Source organism: Actinoplanes sp. NPDC051859 (assembly GCF_044452725.1).
In the GTDB taxonomy this organism is placed as follows: Bacteria; Actinomycetota; Actinomycetes; order Mycobacteriales; family Micromonosporaceae; genus Actinoplanes.
In genome coordinates, this window is the sequence record NZ_JBITBX010000005.1 from 223,968 (window position 1) to 242,700 (window position 18,733).

Consider the following 18,733-nt stretch of genomic DNA (forward strand, 5'->3'; position numbering starts at 1 on the left):
GTGGCGTCCCGCGCCGCGTTCTGTGTCGTTTCCGCGCCGCGTTGTGTGTCGTTTCCGCGCCGCGTTCTGCGTCGTTCCCGCGTCGCCTCCCGAAAGGAAATCGTGCGCATGCTCAAGGTCGGAGTCATCGGCACCGGCATGATCGGCCGGGACCATATTCGGCGGATGACCCGGGTCCTGGCCGGGGTCGCCGTCACCGCCGTCACGGACGTCGACGTCGAGGCCGCCAAGAACGTCGCCGACCGGCTGCCCGGCACAGTCGTGCACGGCAGCGGCGAGGAACTGATCGCCGACCCTGGCGTCGACGCCGTCGCCATCTGCTCCTGGGGCCCCACCCACGAGCAGTATGTCCTCGCCGCCATCGCCGCCGGCAAGCAAGTCTTCTGCGAAAAACCCCTCGCCACCACGGAAGAAGCCTGCCGCCGAATCGTCCAAGCGGAGGTCGCGCACGGTCGCCGGCTGGTCCAGGTCGGCTACATGCGACGGTACGACGCCGCCTACCGCGCACTCAAAGCGGTGGTCAGCAGCGGCACCATCGGTACGCCCCTGATGATGCACTGCGCCCACCGCAACCCCAGCGTGCCCGCCTACTACGAAAAAGAAAGCGCCATCACGGACACGGCAGTCCACGAAATCGACATGGTGCGCTGGCTGTTCGGCGAAGAGGTCACGGCAGTCCAGGTCCTCGTACCCAAGAAAAGCCGCAACGGCGACACCCTGCAAGACCCGCTGTTCTTCCTGCTGGAACTGGCCGGCGGCGCCCTCATCGACGTCGAGATCTCGGTCAACATCCGCTACGGGTACGACATCCGCGGCGAAGTCATCGGCGAGAACGGCACCGCAGCCCTCGGCGACCTCAGCCCCGTCACAGTCCGCTCCGACGGCACACTCGCCGTCCCGATCCCCACCGACTGGCGACAACGGTTCCTGCAAGCCTACGACGTCGAAATCCAAGAATGGATCGACTCAATCGCCGCGGGCGGACCCCCGCTCGGCCCCAGCGCCTGGGACGGCTATGCCGCCGCAGTGGTCTCCGACGCAGGCGTCACGGCCCTGCGCACCGGCCAGCGGGTCGAGGTCTCGCTGATGCCGCGGCCCGCACTCTACGAGGTGGTGTCATGAAGATCGCCCTCGACCCGTACATGCTCCGCAAAGTGCCCCTGCTCGACCTGCCCCGCACCGTCGCCAACCTCGGCTACCACCACATCGAACTGTCCCCCCGCGACGACTTCCTGCCGTTCTTCGTCCACCCCCGCGCCGACAGTGCCACCGTCAAGGCCTTCAAACGTTCGCTGGCCGCCGCCGAGGTCGAGATCGCCTCGGTCCTGCCCCTCTACAAGTGGTCAGGCCCCGACGAGGACGAACGCCAGGCCGCGGTGCGGTACTGGAAGCGAGCCATCGAAATCACTATCGACCTGGGCGTCCCCGTGATGAACTCCGAGTTCAACGGCCGGCCCGAGGCTGCCCACGCCAGCGAAGCCCAATTCTGGCGTTCCCTCGAAGAACTCCTGCCCATCTTCGACCGCGAAGGCATCCGCCTCGTCCTCGAACCCCACCCCGACGACTTCGTCGAAGACGGCATCGCCGGCATCAACCTGGTCCGCGGCATCAACTCCGACCTCGTCTCCTTCCTCTACTGCGCCCCCCACACCTTCCACCAAGGCGGCGACCTGGCTGCGATCATGCGCCACGCCGGGCCGCTGCTCACCCAGGTCCACCTCGCCGACTCCTTCGACCACCGCGGCTCGTCCGGCTTGCGCTACATCGTGAACCCACCCGGATCAGCGGCCCGAGTGCACCAACACCTCGACATCGGTCAGGGCGAGGTGGACTGGGACCTGTTCTTCCGTACGCTGCACGAAGTCGAATTCGACGGGATCGCTACGGTCTGCGTGTTCGCGTGGGAAGAACGAGCGGAAGAAAGCTGCCGACACAACCTCGCCCAGGTCACCCAGTACGTGCAGAAACACTTCGGCTGAAACCGAGCTGACTTACTTCGGTCGTTCCGTCGACGCGCGGCTCGACTCCCCGAATGCTCCAGGGCGGCCCAGTCGCCACTCGCCGAATTGTCGCCCCGACCCGCCGCGTGTGCGGTACATTCGCCGCGATGATCAACGGCTCACCATGCTCAGCCAGCGCAGCAGGTTATGCAATCGACGCCGTACTGGTGTTCCTCGATGTGGACGGGACGCTCATTCCCTTCCGTGCCCGGCCGGCTAGCCACACCTTCGGCACCAGCCCTGCCGATCCGTGTCCCGAATCCGGCAACCCGCTCCTCGATCGACTCGACCCGGCTGATGGACGCAGGCTGCTCAACCTCGGCTGCGCCCTCGTCTGGGCGACGACCTGGATGTCGGACGCCAACGCCGTCATCTCTCCGCGACTCGGCCTTCCAAAGTTGCCCGTCGTCGGATTCCCCGAGCCGTTGTCGGTGCCAGGCGAGGATTCGCTGCCTCCTGATGTGCACTGGAAGACGCAACATCTGATGAACTGGGCGGCCGGTCGCCCCTTCATCTGGCTCGACGATGAGGCGACAGGGGCTGACCAGCGGTGGGTGCGCAACGGCTATCCTGCGCCGGCTTTGGTGCATCGCGTCGACCCGCTGACGGCCCTCGCCGAATCCGACTTCACCACAATGCACCGATGGCTGAGCAGTATCCGTCCGCAGTAGTCACGCTGACCACCGGCCGTTTCGGCAGAAGCCGTCAGGAGGCTGCATCAGCGGCATGCTATCGCCACCTCGTCCGCCGTCAGGTGAGCCCTCGCGGGAGGGCCGCAGCCGTCCCTCCCGCGCGACTCAAGGCTGCGCTGGATTTCCGGCTGCACTCGGTCGTCCCGATAGCGCACTCCCGGCGAAGGGCAGACCGGCACTTCGCTGAGCCTGACGTCGAAGCGAATCCCGCGCCAAGCCGATACCTGACGCCCGTTGAGACGATCTAAGTCGCTATCCGGCGCCGCCTGATCAACACGACGAGGACAGCCAGGGTGCCGACTAGCAGGAGCGCGCCGCCACCGATCGCGGCGAGGGCCGCCGTCGGCAACCCGTCCTTATCCGAGGGAGCGTCGGCACCGGAACCCGGCGGCACGGGTGCGGCGGTTGCCGGCGCCGGTGCTTCTTCCAGCGGGGCTGTCAGCGCGGCCATGACGTCGATGACGCCGTAGCCGTACTCGGGATCGCGCCCCTTCGGCCCCTTGTCCGTGGCCGTCGACGTGATCCGCTCCACCACCTGAGCGGCGGTCAACTGTGGATACTTCGCGCGCACCAATGCCACCGCGCCTGAGACAATCGCTGCAGAATTGCTGGTGCCCGGCCCTGCGCTGTAGCCGCTGGCGTTATTACGCTTGATATCTGTCGACGTGATGTCCGTGCCCGGCGCAGTCAACATGATCTGCTCACCGCTCAGTGAGTAGTCGGCATGGTTGCCTTTGCGGTCGACAGCCCCGACTGTGATCACGCCTGGGTATGAAGCCGGATAACCGATGGTCTTGTCATCCGGAGCGTTGCCCGAAGCGGCAACGAGGACGAGGTCCGCCGCCTGCGCTGCCGCCACCGCATCAGCGTTGATGGAGTCGAACGTTGGTGATCCAAAAGACATGTTGACCACTTTGGCGCCACGAGCAGTTGCAATCTTGAGGGCCTCTTCGAACCCTGAGACAGGGGTGGTCCGATCAGTCTGTAGCCGGATTGGCAAGACCTTTGCTTCTGGGGCGATGCCGAGTGCGCCAGAGCCGGCTTTGCCCTGCGCGGCAATCAGGCCGGACATCGCTGTGCCGTGACCATCCTCGTCGGTCCACCCGACCGGGCTTCCCTCTTTCAGAATCGTCAGGTTGGCGCCCGGAAGAATCGCTCCTTTGAGATCCGGATGCTGAGCATCCACACCGCTGTCTAGGACCGCCACCGTTACGCCAGCACCCCTGGTGATGGCGTGCGCCTGCGTGATCTTTAGGTAGTCGAGATGCCACTGCGCGTCCCGAACCTGATCTGCCCATACGGGTGGCGGCGCCGCGACGAGCGTCAGCGTAGCCACCACACTCGCGACCGATAGCCGTAACGAAGCTGTGCCGAGCGGCATCAGGACGCGCCGATGACGCCGGGACCGGCGTCGTGCCGGTGGTCGCGAAGATCCGGCTCGATGACGGCCGGGCCGCCTTCGGCGACTTCCCAAGGGTTATCGGGATCCCAATGAAGGGAATCTTGTTCGGGTCCTGATTCCCGACGCCGCCCGCTCGCCGGGTGCAGGCCGGCCGCCTGACCCAAACTTGTCGGCCGCGCACTGGGGGAGGAACCTGTCGCGCCAGAGATGCCGGACGGACCTCGGCCAGCCGCAGGACGAGTGCCGGCCGGAGCGCCGCCGATGACGCCGTTGTTCGGCAAACCTGACGTGCGGCTACCGGCTCCGGCGTCTCGGCCCGCACCGCTGGCTCCAGCGCCTCGACCTACGCTGCCGATCCCGGCGCCGCCGCCCGATGCGCCGACTCCGGTGCCACGACCACCGAAACTGCCGCCTGCTCCGCCGATGACGCCGTTCACTGGTCGCCCCGCCGTGGGCGTCAAGGCGAATGGAGTCGTCCCGCCACGAGGCGGTCCGCCGATTACACCGGCTCCGCCGCCGATACCTGGTCCGGAGAGGCCCGGCAGCATCCCAGCCGGATGTGAGCTACCGGTTGCTGGTGCTCCGGGAGCGACGGTCGGGTTTACCGTGGTACGGGCGGGATCTATAGCCGGCGATGTGATGGCCCCACTAAGCGCAGGTCCAGTACCTCCAGGACTGTCGCTTGGCGATCCGCCGACGACAGGGGACAGCCAATCCTTACCGTCCGGCATCATGGGATCGACACCGGCGATCGGGGCAGGCGGATTGTGTGGCACAGGCGGGATGAGGGCACCGACGCTTCCGGCCCCACTGGCCCCGCCGGCCCCCTTTGGCCCTTCCGGCCCATCGTCCTTTTTCGGCGTGCGAATGCCCGGATCGAGGAACTCGGGCGGTGCGACGATGCTGACCGTATGCTGGCGGACCACGTTTTCGGAGTCGGCCATGATGCGGCGGGCCTTATCGTTCAGCTCGTCCTCGGCGCCGTCGATCTGGCGGATTACGAGATCGTCCGATGCCTCAGCGTAGTCGCCGCGAACTTCGGCGATCTTCGCCTTAGTCTCGTTGAGGTTGTTCAGGATGCTGTCGAGGGCGTGCTTTGTACGGCCGGCGGCGATCACAGTCTGTTCCATGTTCGCCTTGAGGACGTTGATCTGCGTTCCGAATGCGGCGGATGCTGCTCCGCTTGAGGGCCACACGCGTTCGACCTCGGCTTGGAATGCTGCCAACCATGCGGAGTGGCCGTTGACGACGGACTCGATGTCGGCCCAGCGGTGGACCTGCTCCCAGCTGTCGTCGGCACCTTCGCCCTCGACCATCTGCCAGATGGATTCGACGTTGAACGCAGACCAGTTCGTGCACCAGCCACCCGGGCTCTGCTCGGTCATGCTGCCTCCCCGGGCTTCGTACCAGCGGCTTGCTGCTGTCGTCTGGTCAGAGCTAGAGCGAATTCGCGGTGCACGTCGCTGGCCTCGGCCTTGGCGAAGGCGTCTGAGTCGCCGTACTTCGCGGCGATTGCCTCAGCAGCGTCGGCGAGCGCTGCGGCTCGCAGGGCGTAGGCGTTGAGGGTGTCGAGTGCGCGGCGGGCGGCCGCGTCGTAGCGATGCTTGGCGGCAAAGACGTAGCCGCTCTGCGAGGTGGCGCCGAACGGCGTGCCGGCACCGAAGGTCGACTGAACGCGTCGGTTGACGTGACCGAGCGCCTTGTCGGACTCGTTCCGCAACTGCCTCGCTAGGTCTCGCAGGCCATCGATATGTACGTCGATGCCGTTTCCGTCGTGCAGAATGCCCACTTTGTTCCTCCCCGTGTCCCTGCCGGTAGTGAGTTTATCGGGCTACCGGTAGATATCGACACCCCGCAGCCGGGCGCAGTGACTCCCGATACGGGAACAATGAGTGTCGATCGCCGTGCCGTCGTCACTTCCTGCTGACAAGGTGCCCGCACCGGGCACAGTCAGGCTGGAGTCTCGTCCGGGTTCGGAACGGCCTTTTCGGCGGCGCGGCTGACCTGTTCCCAGCTGGCCCACGTGTCCATGCGGCGGCGGGAGATGTCGAAGGCTACGTCGTAGACCATGCTGCCTAGGAGGAGGCGCAGCGGCGGGTCGTCGCTGGCGACCAGGGTCATCAGTGCCTCGGCGGCCAATCGGGGTTCGCTGTCGATGGAGCCTTCAGCCCACTGCTTCTCTAGCTCCGCCCGCAGCGAGTCGTACGCAGGATTGGGGGTGGTTGCTGTGCTGCGGGAGTAGAGGCCTGTCCAGTACCCGCCAGGCTGCACGATGGTCACTTTGATTCCAGATGGGGCGAGCTCGGCAGCGAGGGCCTCGCTCATTCCCTCCAGCGCGAACTTGCTCGCGCTGTAAAGACCGGAGCTCGGGAAGCCGCCGAGTGCGCCGATGCTGGAGATTTGCACGAGGTGGCCGCGGCCTTGTGCCCGTAGTTGCGGCGCGACGGCTTGGCTGACCCAGAGGGCGCCGAAGAAGTTGAGTTCGAGCTGGGCGCGGGCGGCGGCTTCGGTGAACTCCTCGACCATGCCGGTGTAGAGGGCGCCGGCGTTGTTGACGACGATGTCGAGTCGGCCGAAGTGCTGAACAGCTCGGCTGACGGCGTCGAAGACCGCTGCGCGGTCCGTGACGTCAAGCGGGACCGTTAGTAGCCGTTCCGGGTGTTGGTCGGCAAGGCCGTCGAGCGGCGTAACGTCGCGGGCGCAGGCGATGACCTTGTCGCTGGCGGCGAGAGCTGCCTCGGTGAAGGCGCGGCCGAGGCCTCTACTTGCCCCGGTGATGAACCAGACCCGGGGTGTGGTGGTGGCGGAGGTTTCCATGCCTGTCCTTCCCTTGGCGCATTGACCCTGCGGAAAGATCTTTCCCGCTGATCGCCATCCCATGCCGGGAGACGGCCCCGGCCAGGCGAACCCCCGGGTGAGTGGTCCGCCTGGAGCGTCAATGCCCGTTGCGGAGCCCGGCTTTGGTGGCGGCTTGCAGGAGGTTTTCAGCGGCTAGGCGCAGGCCTTCGATCTGGTCGAATTCCTGATCTTCGTGTTCGATGTTGACCGCGATTTCCGGATCCACCGCGTGCAACGCCCGCAGGAACGGCACCCAGAAGTCGTCGACGCTGTGGCCGCGGCCGACCGCCACGAATTCCCACGATGGGCTTTGCGGCCATTGATTGAGGGTGTTCCGTCCGCCGAGATTGAGGGGGTTTTCTTCCGGCCGCGTACGCGTGAACCGGTCGTCCAGCACCCCGTACACCTGGATGTTGTCGGTGTTGATCCGGGTGTCCTTGGCGGCCGCGTGGAAGACCAGCTCGCCGAGGTATTTGACGCAGGCGACGGGGTCCATTCCCTGCCAGAAGAGATGGCTCGGGTCCATTTCGGCGCCCACGTGGGTGGCGTTGGTCTGTTCGACGAGGCGCTGCAGAGTGGGCGGGTTGAAGACGAGGTTCTGCGGATGCATCTCAATGCAGACCTTGACGTCGGCGGCTGCCGCGCGGGCGTTGATGTCCCTCCAGAAGGGGACGGCGACCTCGTTCCACTGGTAGTCGAGGATGTCGAGGAACTGGCTGTCCCACGGGTTGACGACCCAGTTGGCGGTGGTGCTGCCGGAATGCGCTTCGGGTAGGCCGGACATGGTGACAACGCGCCGAACCCCGAGCGCGGCGGCGAGGTCGATCGCACGGCGCACGTCGGCGGCGTGCTTCCGACCGACGGCAGGGTCCGGGTTGAGCGGGTTGCCGTTGACGTTGAGCCCGGTGAGCGTGACTCCGGCCTGAGCGAACCGGCCGAGGTAGTCCTCGCGGGCGCCGGCGCTGCTGAGCAGGTCGTCGGAGGGCAGGTGGGGGGCTGGGATGAAACCGCCGGCGTTGATTTCTGCGCTGTTGAGGCCCAGCTCGGCGAGAATCTTCAGGGTTTCGTCGAGGGGACGGTCGTGCAGGCAGGCGGTGTACGCACCGAACTTCATGGTGTGACCTCTCGGGAGGAAAGGGGGGCTCAGAGCAGCACCGGTTTGTCGGTGGCGGCGACGACCGCCTCGAGCACGCGCAGGTTGTGGAGTCCGTGGGCTAGATCGGGGCAGGGTGGGAGCTTGTCTTCGCCGACGATCTGACCGAGGAAGGCGCGGGCCTGGTAGATGAAGAAATCGTTCTGTCCGTGCCCGACGGTGGGAAAGTCCATCGGCAGTCCGCGGGAACCGTACGGGTGCCACGGCCCGATGAACACCTGCCGGGCACCGTTGACCGGCTCGCCAGGAGTGCCGTCGATGATGCTGAACTCGCCGGGGCGGGTCAGGTCGAAGGAAGCGGTGCCGTTCTCGCAGAACAGGTCGAGCCGCAGGGTGTTGGCGTGCCCGTACGCCACTCGGGACAGCGAGAAGGTGCCGAGTGTTCCGCCGTGGTAGGCCGCGGTGAACGTACAGATGTCTTCGTTGCTGACGGGGTGCCGCTCGTCGCTGAGCTGGACGCCACCCGCGTGTCCGACCGCGATGCCGAGCGGTTGAGGCCGTGAGGTGATGTGCGTGGTCATGGCGGCGCCTTGGACGCCGGCGGTCGGGCCGCAGAAGAACTCGGCCAGGTCGACCAGGTGACTGCCGATGTCGGCGAGCACGCCGGAGCCGGGGCCGCCCTGGTAACGCCAGCTCATCGGGCGTTGGGGGTCGAAGCCGTAGTCGGTCCAGTAGTTGCCGACGAGGTGCCGCACCCGGCCGAGGCGCCCGCTGACGATCTCTTCCCGGATGGCATTGAGCGCGGGGGAGCGGCGGAAGGTGAAGCCCACCGCGCCGATCCGGTCGGTGGCGGCGACAGCGTCCACCATGGCCTGTGCATCGGTCACGGTCGGTGCGAGCGGCTTCTCGCAGAGGACATGTTTGCCTGCGGCGAGGGCCGCCTCGACGATCTCGCGGTGCAGGTGGTTGGCGACGGCGACGCTGACCGCCTGGATGTCGGGTGCGTCGATGACGGCGCGCCAGTCGGTTTCGGCGCGTGCGAAACCGTATCGCTGGGCCGTGTCGCTGGCGAACGGTTCATGGACGTCGGCGATGGCGACCAGGCGCACCGGCGGCAGGCCAGGGCCGAAGACGGTGGACGCATTGCGGTAGGCGTAGGCGTGCGCGCGGCCGACCATGCCGGCCCCGATCACAGCCACGCCGAGGGACGGATCACTCATGCGAGGACCTTCGGGAGAGAGGAGCCCGAGGCGCTTTTAAAGCGCTTTAATTTCCAGTACTATCCATCTCGTTCGCATGGCCTGTCAAGGAGGCATCGATATGGATCATCGGCCGCGGCTCGGTGACGTCGCGGCACGCGTCGGCGTTTCCACAGCGTCGGTCTCGCTGGTCCTGCGTGGTGCCCCGGGTCCGAGTGCGGAAACCCGTCGACGGGTGCTCGAAGCAGCCGCCGACCTGGGATATCGCGCCGATCGATCGGCGAGCATGTTGGCTCGGCGGCGGCGGCATCTGCTCGGTGTGCTGCTCGACATTCGCAACCCCTTCCACGCGGAGCTCGTCGAGGAGGTCCAGGTCGCGGCGGACGGCGTCGGCTACGAGGTGGTGTTGTCTACTGTGACTCGGCTTCGTGCCGAGGAGCGGGCGGTGGAGACGCTGCTGGATTTCCGCTGCGAGGCCGTCCTGTTGCTCGGGCCGGACCTCGCCGACGAGCGGCTCAGTGTCCTCGCCGGTCAGGTGCCGATGGTGGCGATCGGGCGACGTGTCGCCGCCCCCGTCGACGTGGTCCGCTCGGCGGATCATCTGGGCGTGGCTGAGGCGCTGTCTCACCTGATCGACCTCGGCCATCGCCGGATCGCGTTCCTCGACGGGGGCCGCGGCGCGGTCGCTTCCGCGCGCCGGCGAGGTTATCGCGATGCCATGCGCCAGGCCGGGCTGCGCGACGACATCAGGATCATCTCGGGCGACCACACCGAAGAGGGCGGCATCCGCGCGGGCCGGTTGCTCGCCGCGGACAGCGACCCGCCGACAGCGGTCGTCGCCAGCAACGACCGCTGTGCCGTCGGACTCATGGACGCCCTGGTCCGCTGCGGCTGGGTGCTTCCCGAGGCCATGTCGATCATTGGGTACGACGACAGCAGCCTGGCCCGCCTCGCCCACATCGACCTGACCACGGTCAACCAAGACGCCCCCGCTCAGGCGAAGTTCGCGGTGAGCGCCGCAGTGGAGCGCCTTGACGAAGGCAGGACAGAGCGAGTGGAGGTCGTGCTCAACCCGCACCTGGTGATTCGCGGCAGCACGGCCCCACCGCCATGAGCCAGCTCGCTTGGCACGGTCTCGCCCAGCTCCTGCGACGCTTGCGTGGCATGGTCTCGCCCAGCTCCTGCGACGCTTGCGTGGCATGGTCTCGCCCAGCTCCTGCGACGCTTGCGTGGCATGGTCTCGCCCAGTTCCCGCGACGCTTGCGTGGCACGGTCTCGCCCAGTTCCCGCGACGCTTGCGGGGCGCAGTCCCGTGCAGGGTGTGCGGCCCAGTGCTGGTTGGTCCTCAGCCCTGGCGGCGTTGGTCCACGATGCGGCGCATCTTGCCGGCCGAGCGCTCCACGCCGTCGGGCTCGATCACCTCGATCGCCACGCTGACCCCGATCGTGTTCTTCACCAGTGCGGCAAGGTGTCGCCCGGCCTCTTCAGCGGCAGGCGCCGGGGTGTCGGCTCGCCGTTCCACCTTCACCGTCATCGCGTCGAGCCGTCCGGCGCTGTGCAGGACGCATTGGAAGTGCGGGGCGAGGTGAGGCGTACGAAGGATGAGCTCTTCGATCTGGGCGGGGAAGAGATTGACGCCGCGCAGAATGATCATGTCGTCGGTGCGTCCGGTGATCTTCTCGATGCGGCGCATCGGGCGGGCCGTGCCGGGCAGCAGGCGGGTCAGGTCGCGGGTGCGGTATCGGACGACCGGCATGGCTTCCTTGGTCAGCGAGGTGAAGACCAGCTCGCCCACTTCGCCGTCGGGCAGCACCTCGCCGGTCTGCGGATCGATGATCTCCGGATAGAAGTGGTCCTCCCACACGTGCAGGCCGTCTTTGGTCTCGACGCATTCCGTGGCGACGCCGGGCCCCATCACTTCCGACAAGCCGTAGATGTCGAGCGCGTGGATGCCGAGTTGCTGCTCGATCTCCGTGCGCAGGTCCTGGGTCCAAGGTTCGGCGCCGAAGATGCCGACGGACAGCGAGGTGCGGCGCGGGTCGACGCCCTGCCGGTGCATTTCGTCCACGATCGCCAGCATGTAACTGGGCGTGACCATGATGATGTCCGGCTCGAAGTCTCGGATCAGCATGACTTGTCGCTCCGTCATGCCACCGGAGACCGGGATGACGGTGCACCCCAACTCCTCGGCGCCGTAGTGGGCTCCGAGGCCGCCGGTGAACAGGCCATATCCGTAGGCGACGTGCACGCGGTCGCCCGGTCGCCCGCCCGACGCCCGAATCGAGCGGGCCATCAGGTGCGCCCAGGTCCTCAGGTCCTGTGCCGTGTAGCCCACCACTGTCGGCCGGCCGGTCGTCCCCGACGAGGCGTGCAGGCGCGAGATGCGCTCTCGCGGCACCGCGAACATTCCGAACGGGTAGTGGGAGCGCAGGACTTCCTTGTCGGTGAACGGAAAATTCGCCAGATCGGTGAGCTCGTGCAGGTCATCGGGATGGACCTGGTGAGCCTCGAACATCTCCCGGTAGCACGGCACGTTGTCGTAGGCATGCCGCAGCGACCACCGTAAGCGCTCCAGTTGTGTGGCACGGAGCTCATCGACGGAAGCGCGTTCGATCGGATCCAGGTCCTCGAGGCGGGGTGAGCGGTCCTGCATCGTCGACTCCTCACGAGGTCGATGACCCTGACGGTCTTTTACTGGCGGGTGCGCAGCCCGTCGAAGGCCAGCGCGGTGATGGTGGCGGCGAGCTCCTGGGTGCCGCCGCGTTCTGGGCTGTACCACTCGATGAGCGAGTTGACCATGCCGAAGACCAGGCGGGATGCGGTCGCGGGGTCGACGTCGGCGCGTACGGTTCCTTCGGCCTGTGCCTGTTTGACCAGCAGGGTGACCTGGTGGTCGAAGAGTCGGCGCCGCCGAAGGGCCTCGGTTTCGACGTCGGAGTTGCCGCGGACGCGCAGCAGGAGCGTGACGTAGGGGAGCCGCTCGGCCAGGACCTCGACGCTGAGGCGGAGCAACGTTTCGAGGCGTTCGAGCGCGGGCGCGTCCGGCATCCGTTGGACCGCTGCCATAGCTTCACCGAGGCCGTCGAGTGCGTGTTCCATCGCCAGCCGCAGCAGCTCCTGTTTGCCGCGTACGTGGTGGTAAATGCTTGATTTGGTAATTTTCAGTTTCCGGGCCAAGTCGTCCATGCTCGTCGCGTCGTAGCCCCGCTCGTTGAAGAGCTGGACTGCGGCGGTCAGCACCGCGTCGAGGTCGTGGCCGGGGCGTCCGCGGCGGGCCCGGCTGTCCTGCTGGATCAGCAGGTGAACGGACTCCTTCGCGGTCATTGCGGCCGTCCTGGACTGATCACCCGGCTGCGTCCGCGGAACTCCGCGACGACGTCCCCGTCGCGGGTCACGGTGACGTCGTAGAGGCCGCTGCGGCCGCTGCTGGCCCGTTCGTGCGCCCGCGCCTCCAGCATGTCGCCTTCGGCTGTCGGTCGCAGGAACGCGACGTCCGCCCCCGCGGAGACCGTGACCGGGCCTAGGCTGTTGCACGCGCAGGCGAAAGCGGTGTCAGCCAGCAGGAAGACGAACCCGCCGTGGGTGATGCCATGGCCGTTCACCATCGCGGCTGTGACCTTCATCCGGACGACCGCAGCGCCTTCACCTGCGGAAACGAGCTCAATTCCGAGTGCCTGGGAGGCCCTGTCGCGCCCGAACATCTCGTGTGCCGCAGTCTGTGTCATCTGTCCCCCGATCCCGGCTAGGGCTTGCGTTCCCGGCTAGGGCTTGCATTACCGACCGAACGGACGGTAGATAATAGGTACACCCAACCGCAAAGGAGCGCCGGTGACAACCCCCGCCGAGTTCTACGAGACGCACCGCGAGCTGCTCGACAAGGCGATCGAGGCCGCCGGTGTGCGTGATTACTGGTCGGCCTATCCCGAGTCGCCGAGCAAGTCGATCTACGGTGAGACCGCTGCCGCGGACGGTGAGCAGGCGTTCCAGGCCCTGCTCGGCAAGGACTTCCCGATCGAGGTGCCCGGTGCCACCTCGCATGTTGCCACCGAGCGGTCGCCGTACGGGATCGATCTGGGCATCCGCTACCCGAAGGGTGACCCGGGCGACCTGATCGCTGCCGCCCGGGCTGCCCTGCCCGGCTGGCGTGCGGTCGGTCCGCAGGGCCGGGCAGGCATCGCCGCCGAGATCCTGCGCCGGATCAATGCGCGGATCTTCGAGATGGCCCACGCCGTGCAGCACACCAGCGGCCAGGCGTTCGTCATGGCATTCCAGGCCGGGGGCGCGCACGCGCAGGACCGCGCGTTGGAGGCCATCGCGGTTGCCCTGGCCGAGTCGACGCGGATCCCCGCGGTCACCACGTGGAGTAAGCCCCAGCGCGGTGGCGACCCGCTGCGCATGGAGAAGACCAGCACCGTGGTGGGCCGCGGTGTCGCGCTGATGATCGGCTGCAACACCTTCCCCACCTGGAACGGCTACCCGGGCCTGTTCGCCAGCCTGGTCACCGGCAACCCGGTCATCGTCAAGCCGCACCCCGGTGCCGTGCTGCCGCTGGCCATCACCGTGCAGATCGCCCGGGAGGTGCTCGCCGAGGCCGGTCAGGACCCCAATGTGGTCACGCTGGCCGTCGAGGAGCGCGGCGACGGCATTGCCGCCACGCTGGCGACCCACCCCGACGTCCGCATCGTCGACTTCACCGGGTCCAGCGAGTTCGGCAACTGGCTCGAGGCCAACGCCCGCCAGGCCGCCGTCTACACCGAGAAGGCCGGTCTGAACACGGTCATCATCGACTCGACCGACGACTACAAGGCCATGCTGCGCAACCTGGCCTTCTCGCTCTCGCTCTACAGCGGCCAGATGTGCACGACCCCGCAGAACCTGCTGGTGCCCGCCGCCGGCATCGAGACCGACGCGGGTCACCGCAGCGCCGACGAGTTCGCTGCCGACCTCGGTGCGGCAGTCGGCAAGCTGCTGGGCGACCCGAAGCGTGCTGCGGGCACGCTGGGTGCCATCGTCAACGAGGGCGTGCTCGCCCGGCTCGCCGAGGCCGGCTCGCTGCCGTCGGTCGTGCATCCCTCGACGGAGGTCGCTGACGAGCAGTTCCCGGGCGCGACCCTGCGGACCCCGCTGATCGCCCGGCTAGACGCGGCGGCCGACGACAAGGCCTACACCCGGGAGTGGTTCGGCCCGATCTCGTTTGTGATCACCACCGAGTCGACCGAGCACAGCCTGCGCCTGTTCACCGAGACGGTGCGCCACCACGGCGCCCTTACCGCCGCGGTCTACTCCACCTCGGCCGGCGTGCTTGCCGCGGCGCGTGAGGCCGCGCTGGACGCCGGTGTGCACCTCTCGCAGAACCTGCTCGGTGGAGTATTTGTCAACCAGACGGCCGCGTTCAGCGATCTGCACGGCACCGCCGCCAACCCGGCTGCCACCGCATCGCTGTCCGACCCGGCGTTCGTGACCGGCCGCTTCTTCACCGTGCAGTCGCGGCACCACATCAGCGAGGAAACCCATGCCTGAAGCGTTTCTGGTCGGCGGCGTCCGCACCCCGCAAGGTAAGTATGGCGGGGCGCTCGCCGGCGTTCGTCCCGACGACCTCGCCGCCCTCGTGGTGGGCGAGGCCGTTCGGCGGGCCGGGGTGCCCGCCGAAGCGATCGATGAGGTTGTGCTCGGCGCCGCCAACCAGGCCGGCGAGGACAACCGCAACGTCGCCCGGATGGCCGTCCTGCTGGCCGGCCTGCCCGAGACCGTTCCGGGCTACACGGTCAACCGACTGTGCGCCAGCGGCCTGACCGCGATCGTCTCCGCCGCCCGCGCGGTGCGCAGCGGCGAGGTGGACCTGGTGGTCGCGGGCGGTGTCGAGTCGATGACCCGCTCGCCCTGGGTGATGGCCAAGCCCGGCACGCCCTGGGCGCGGCCCGGCGAGGTGGCCGACACCTCGCTCGGTTGGCGCTTCACCAACCCGGCTTTCAGCGCGCAGCAGACGCTCACCATGGGCGAGACCGCCGAGGAGGTCGCCGCCCTCGACGGCATCACCCGGGCGGACAGCGACGCGTTCGCGCTGCGCAGCCACGAGCGGGCCATCGCCGCGATCGACGCCGGTCGCTTCGACGCCGAGATCGTTCCCGTTCCGGTCAAGGGTGGCGAAGTCACGGTCGACGAAAGCCCGCGGCGCGGCAGCACACTTGAGCGCCTCGGCGCCCTCAAGCCGGTATTCCGCAAGGACGGCGTGGTCACCGCCGGCACGTCGTCGCCGCTGTCCGACGGCGCCGCCGCGATCATGGTTGCCAGCGGCGAGGCCGTCGAACGGTACGGCCTGACACCCCGCGCCCGCATCGTCGTGTCGGCGAGCGCGGGCGTGTCCCCGCACATCATGGGCGTCGGTCCCGTACCGGCCACCGAGAAGGCGTTGTCCCGGGCGGGCTGGGGCGTCGGCGACCTCGACGCGGTGGAGCTCAACGAGGCCTTCGCCGTGCAGTCGCTGGCCGTCATTCGGCGCCTCAAGCTCGACGAGGACCGGGTCAACGCCGACGGTGGTGCTATCGCGCTCGGACACCCGCTCGGCTGCTCCGGCGCTCGGATCGCCGTCACGCTGCTCGGCCGGATGGAACGCGAGGACGCCCGGCGCGGCCTCGCCACCCTCTGCGTCGGCGTCGGTCAGGGCGTGTCGATGCTGGTGGAGCGGATCTGATGACCACCACCCTGCAGGTCGAGGAGCGCGACGACCGGGTCGTGGTGACCCTGTCGCGCCCCGAGGCACGCAACGCGATCAACGCGGCCATGGTGCGCGAGCTGCACGACGTGTGCGCGCTGCTGGAGGAGCGTCCGCGCCTGCTGTTGCTCACCGGTGACAGCGGCACGTTCGCCGCCGGCGCCGACATCGCCGAGCTGCGTGAACGCGGCCGGGAGCAAGCCCTGCAGGGCATCAACAGCCGCGTCTTCGACCGGATCGCCCGGCTTCCGCTGCCCACGGTCGCCGCTGTCGACGGGTACGCCCTGGGCGGCGGCGCCGAGCTGGCGTACGCGTGTGATGTGCGACTGGCGTCGCCCAGCGCGGTGTTCGGCAACCCGGAACCCGGGCTGGGCATCCTCGCCGCGGCGGGCGCCTGCTGGCGGCTGCGGGAGCTCGTCGGCGCCTCGGTAGCCAAGCAGGTGCTGCTCGCCGGCCGGCGGCTGGACGCCGACGACGCGTTTCGGCTCGGGCTGGTCGCCGAGGTGGTGCCGGCCGGCGATTTGCTCAAGCGGGCGCATGCCCTGCTCGACCGGATGGCCCGCTCCGGACCGCTGGCACTGCGGCTCACCAAGCTGGTTGCCGATGCTCCGGGCGGTCATCCCGTCACCGACGATCTGGCCCAGGCGATCCTGTTCGAGTCCGACGACAAGCGATCGCGCATGGACGCCTTCCTGGCAGGAGAACGACGATGAACGGCGTACCGAAGCGGGTCGGGGTTATCGGCGGCGGGCGGATGGGCGCGGGCATCGCGCAGGTCTTCGCCGCTGCCGGAGCGGTCGTGACGGTCGTGGAACGCGACGAAGCCGCGGCGACAGCCGCGCGGGAGCGGGTCGCGACCGGGCTGCAGCGGGCCGCTGAGCGCGGCAAGCTCGGCGAGGAGCCTTCGGCCGTGCTGGAGCGGGTTGAGCTGGCCGTTGCGGTTCCCGCCGACGCCGAGCTCGTGATCGAGGCCGTGCCCGAGGACCCGCAGATGAAGGCCGGCATTCTGACGGCGGCCGAGGCACTGGTCGGTGAGCACGCCGTCCTCGCCACCAACACCAGCTCGCTGTCGATCGACGGTCTGGCCGCCGGGCTGCGCCGGCCGGAGCAGTTCGTCGGCATGCACTTCTTCAACCCGGTCCCGGCCAGCGATCTCATCGAGATCGTCGTCGGGCCGCGCACCACGGACAGCGTCCGCGACGCTGCGGTGTCCTGGGCGGAGGCGCTCGGTAAGACGCCGATCGTCGTGCGGGACTCGCCCGGCTTCGCGACCAGCCGCCTCGGTGTGTTGCTCGGGCTCGAAGCGATCCGCATGCTCGAGGAGGGCGTGGCTGACGCGGCGTCGATCGACCGGGCGATGGAGCTCGGCTACCGGCACCCGATGGGACCCCTGCGCTCCACCGACCTCGTCGGCCTCGACGTGCGCCTTGCCATCGCCGAGCACCTGCACAAGGAGCTGGGCGAGCGGTTCGCCCCGCCGAAGCTGCTGCGCGACAAGGTCGCCCGCGGAGAGCTGGGCCGCAAGAGCGGACAGGGCTTCTACGACTGGAACGCCACCAAGCCGGGGGAGGGCCGATGAGCGACGAACAGGTCTTTGCTGACACCATCGCGAAGGACCAGCGGGTCGAGCCGCGCGACTGGATGCCCGAGGGCTATCGCAAGACGATGATCCGGCAGATCGCCCAGCACGCGCACTCCGAGATCATCGGCATGCAGCCCGAAGGCGAATGGATCACCCGGGCGCCGTCGTTGCGGCGCAAGGCGATCCTGCTCGCCAAGGTGCAGGACGAGGCCGGGCACGGTCTCTACCTGTACTCCGCCGCCGAGACGCTCGGCGCCGACCGGGGCGACCTCACCCGCCGGCTCATCGACGGCAAGCAGAAGTACTCGTCCATCTTCAACTACCCGACGAAGTCCTTCGCGGACGTCGGCGTCATCGGGTGGCTGGTGGACGGCGCCGCCATCTGCAACCAGGTGCCGCTGTGCCGCAGCTCGTACGGCCCGTACGGGCGCGCCATGATCCGGATCTGCAAGGAAGAGTCGTTCCACCAGCGGCAGGGCTACGAACTGTTGATGACGATGATGCGCGGCACTGAAGCGCAGCGCGACATGGTGCAGGACGCCGTGAACCGCTGGTGGTGGCCGTCGCTGATGATGTTCGGCCCGCCCGACGACCAGTCGCCCAACTCGGCGCAGTCGATGGCGTGGAAGATCAAGCGGCACAGCAACGACGAGCTGCGCCAACGGTTCGTCGACATGAGCGTGCCGCAGGCCGAGGCGCTGGGCGTCACGTTCCCCGACCCGGACCTGCGGTGGAACGAGGAGCGCGGCCACTACGACTTCGGCACCCCCGACTGGGCCGAGCTGAAGCGGGTCATCACCGGCGACGGACCCTGCAACGACCAGCGGATCGCCCACCGGCGCAAAGCCGACGAGGACGGCGCCTGGGTGCGCGAGGCAGCCGCGGCCCACGCGGCGAAGAAAGCGGGAGCGGCGGCATGAGCGACGACGTCAAGCACGAATGGCCGCTGTTCGAGGTGTTCGTCCGGGCCAAGCGCGGACTCAACCACGTGCACGTCGGCTCGCTGCGGGCCGCCGACCACCAGATGGCACTGCACCACGCGCGGGACCTCTACACCCGCCGCAACGAGGGCGTCAGCATCTGGGTGGTGCGCTCTGACGACGTGGCCGCCTCCGGCCCCGGCGACAAGGACGCGTTCTTCACGCCGAGCGGCGACAAGATGTACCGCCACCCGACGTACTACGCGATCCCCGACTCCGTACCGCACATCTGAGG

Annotated in this window: 19 protein-coding genes; 10 read left to right on the forward strand and 9 right to left on the reverse strand. The window is 68.1% G+C overall.

The features are described from left to right. Window positions 1-108: 108 nt before the first annotated feature. The 3 genes from ACIA1L_RS14990 to ACIA1L_RS15000 all read left to right on the forward strand — a co-directional run bounded on the left by ACIA1L_RS14990 (window position 109) and on the right by ACIA1L_RS15000 (window position 2,671). Window positions 109-1,122, forward strand: a complete 1,014-nt coding sequence (locus ACIA1L_RS14990; RefSeq protein ID WP_396073253.1) for a Gfo/Idh/MocA family oxidoreductase — start codon at window positions 109-111, stop codon at window positions 1,120-1,122. Then, complete coding sequence (locus ACIA1L_RS14995; protein WP_396073254.1) at window positions 1,119-1,979, forward strand: sugar phosphate isomerase/epimerase family protein; 861 nt, start codon at window positions 1,119-1,121, stop codon at window positions 1,977-1,979. Before ACIA1L_RS14990 ends, ACIA1L_RS14995 begins: the two co-directional genes overlap by 4 nt. 128 nt (window positions 1,980-2,107) lie before the next feature. Next, window positions 2,108-2,671: an HAD domain-containing protein gene (locus ACIA1L_RS15000; RefSeq protein ID WP_396073255.1), complete on the forward strand. Its 564-nt coding sequence runs from the start codon at window positions 2,108-2,110 to the stop codon at window positions 2,669-2,671. 265 nt (window positions 2,672-2,936) lie between these two features. Here ACIA1L_RS15000 and ACIA1L_RS15005 read toward each other — a convergent pair whose 3' ends face one another. The 6 genes from ACIA1L_RS15005 to ACIA1L_RS15030 all read right to left on the reverse strand — a co-directional run bounded on the left by ACIA1L_RS15005 (window position 2,937) and on the right by ACIA1L_RS15030 (window position 9,245). Then, entirely contained in the window at window positions 2,937-4,028 is a 1,092-nt protein-coding gene (locus ACIA1L_RS15005; protein ID WP_396073256.1) for a S8 family serine peptidase, read from the reverse strand. 44 nt (window positions 4,029-4,072) lie between these two features. Next, entirely contained in the window at window positions 4,073-5,479 is a 1,407-nt protein-coding gene (locus ACIA1L_RS15010; RefSeq protein ID WP_396073257.1) for a hypothetical protein, read from the reverse strand. Continuing rightward, window positions 5,476-5,883, reverse strand: coding sequence for a hypothetical protein (locus tag ACIA1L_RS15015; RefSeq protein ID WP_396073258.1), 408 nt, complete (start codon window positions 5,881-5,883; stop codon window positions 5,476-5,478). The genes ACIA1L_RS15010 and ACIA1L_RS15015 overlap by 4 nt, the downstream gene beginning before the upstream one ends. Window positions 5,884-6,044: 161 nt before the next feature. Further along, the gene (locus ACIA1L_RS15020; RefSeq protein ID WP_396073259.1) at window positions 6,045-6,911 is read right to left on the reverse strand and encodes an SDR family oxidoreductase; all 867 of its coding nucleotides are present in this window, start codon (window positions 6,909-6,911) and stop codon (window positions 6,045-6,047) included. A gap of 118 nt (window positions 6,912-7,029) precedes the next feature. Then, window positions 7,030-8,046 carry a sugar phosphate isomerase/epimerase family protein gene (locus tag ACIA1L_RS15025; protein ID WP_396073260.1) on the reverse strand — a complete coding sequence of 339 codons (1,017 nt, stop codon included), beginning with the start codon at window positions 8,044-8,046 and terminating at the stop codon, window positions 7,030-7,032. Window positions 8,047-8,075: 29 nt separating this feature from the next. Beyond that, window positions 8,076-9,245 carry a Gfo/Idh/MocA family protein gene (locus tag ACIA1L_RS15030; protein WP_396073261.1) on the reverse strand — a complete coding sequence of 390 codons (1,170 nt, stop codon included), beginning with the start codon at window positions 9,243-9,245 and terminating at the stop codon, window positions 8,076-8,078. 100 nt (window positions 9,246-9,345) lie between these two features. On the opposite strand from ACIA1L_RS15030, the gene ACIA1L_RS15035 reads away from it, so the two are divergent. Further along, window positions 9,346-10,338 (forward strand): LacI family DNA-binding transcriptional regulator, encoded by a 993-nt coding sequence (locus ACIA1L_RS15035; RefSeq protein ID WP_396073262.1) that lies wholly within the window; start codon window positions 9,346-9,348, stop codon window positions 10,336-10,338. A 231-nt stretch (window positions 10,339-10,569) separates the two neighbouring features. Here ACIA1L_RS15035 and paaK read toward each other — a convergent pair whose 3' ends face one another. The 3 genes from paaK to paaI are packed head-to-tail and all read right to left on the reverse strand — an operon-like array spanning window position 10,570 to window position 12,949. After that, window positions 10,570-11,877 (reverse strand): phenylacetate--CoA ligase PaaK, encoded by a 1,308-nt coding sequence (gene paaK / locus ACIA1L_RS15040; protein ID WP_396073263.1) that lies wholly within the window; start codon window positions 11,875-11,877, stop codon window positions 10,570-10,572. Between the two features lie 38 nt (window positions 11,878-11,915). Beyond that, complete coding sequence (locus ACIA1L_RS15045; protein WP_396073264.1) at window positions 11,916-12,548, reverse strand: TetR/AcrR family transcriptional regulator; 633 nt, start codon at window positions 12,546-12,548, stop codon at window positions 11,916-11,918. Next, window positions 12,545-12,949, reverse strand: a complete 405-nt coding sequence (gene paaI / locus ACIA1L_RS15050) for a hydroxyphenylacetyl-CoA thioesterase PaaI (protein ID WP_396073265.1) — start codon at window positions 12,947-12,949, stop codon at window positions 12,545-12,547. The genes ACIA1L_RS15045 and paaI overlap by 4 nt, the downstream gene beginning before the upstream one ends. A gap of 103 nt (window positions 12,950-13,052) precedes the next feature. Between paaI and paaN the strand changes: the two genes are divergently transcribed. From paaN to paaB, 6 genes are read left to right on the forward strand one after another with little or no spacing between them, the layout of a single operon-like run. Beyond that, window positions 13,053-14,744: a phenylacetic acid degradation protein PaaN gene (paaN, locus tag ACIA1L_RS15055; RefSeq protein WP_396073266.1), complete on the forward strand. Its 1,692-nt coding sequence runs from the start codon at window positions 13,053-13,055 to the stop codon at window positions 14,742-14,744. Further along, complete coding sequence (locus ACIA1L_RS15060; protein WP_396073267.1) at window positions 14,737-15,915, forward strand: thiolase family protein; 1,179 nt, start codon at window positions 14,737-14,739, stop codon at window positions 15,913-15,915. The genes paaN and ACIA1L_RS15060 overlap by 8 nt, the downstream gene beginning before the upstream one ends. Continuing rightward, complete coding sequence (locus ACIA1L_RS15065) at window positions 15,915-16,649, forward strand: enoyl-CoA hydratase/isomerase family protein (protein ID WP_396073268.1); 735 nt, start codon at window positions 15,915-15,917, stop codon at window positions 16,647-16,649. Before ACIA1L_RS15060 ends, ACIA1L_RS15065 begins: the two co-directional genes overlap by 1 nt. After that, window positions 16,646-17,515 (forward strand): 3-hydroxyacyl-CoA dehydrogenase family protein, encoded by an 870-nt coding sequence (locus tag ACIA1L_RS15070; protein WP_396073269.1) that lies wholly within the window; start codon window positions 16,646-16,648, stop codon window positions 17,513-17,515. Before ACIA1L_RS15065 ends, ACIA1L_RS15070 begins: the two co-directional genes overlap by 4 nt. After that, window positions 17,512-18,438, forward strand: coding sequence for a 1,2-phenylacetyl-CoA epoxidase subunit PaaA (gene paaA, locus ACIA1L_RS15075; protein ID WP_396073270.1), 927 nt, complete (start codon window positions 17,512-17,514; stop codon window positions 18,436-18,438). Before ACIA1L_RS15070 ends, paaA begins: the two co-directional genes overlap by 4 nt. Next, window positions 18,435-18,731 carry a 1,2-phenylacetyl-CoA epoxidase subunit PaaB gene (gene paaB, locus ACIA1L_RS15080; RefSeq protein ID WP_396073271.1) on the forward strand — a complete coding sequence of 99 codons (297 nt, stop codon included), beginning with the start codon at window positions 18,435-18,437 and terminating at the stop codon, window positions 18,729-18,731. Before paaA ends, paaB begins: the two co-directional genes overlap by 4 nt. Window positions 18,732-18,733 lie beyond the last annotated feature (2 nt).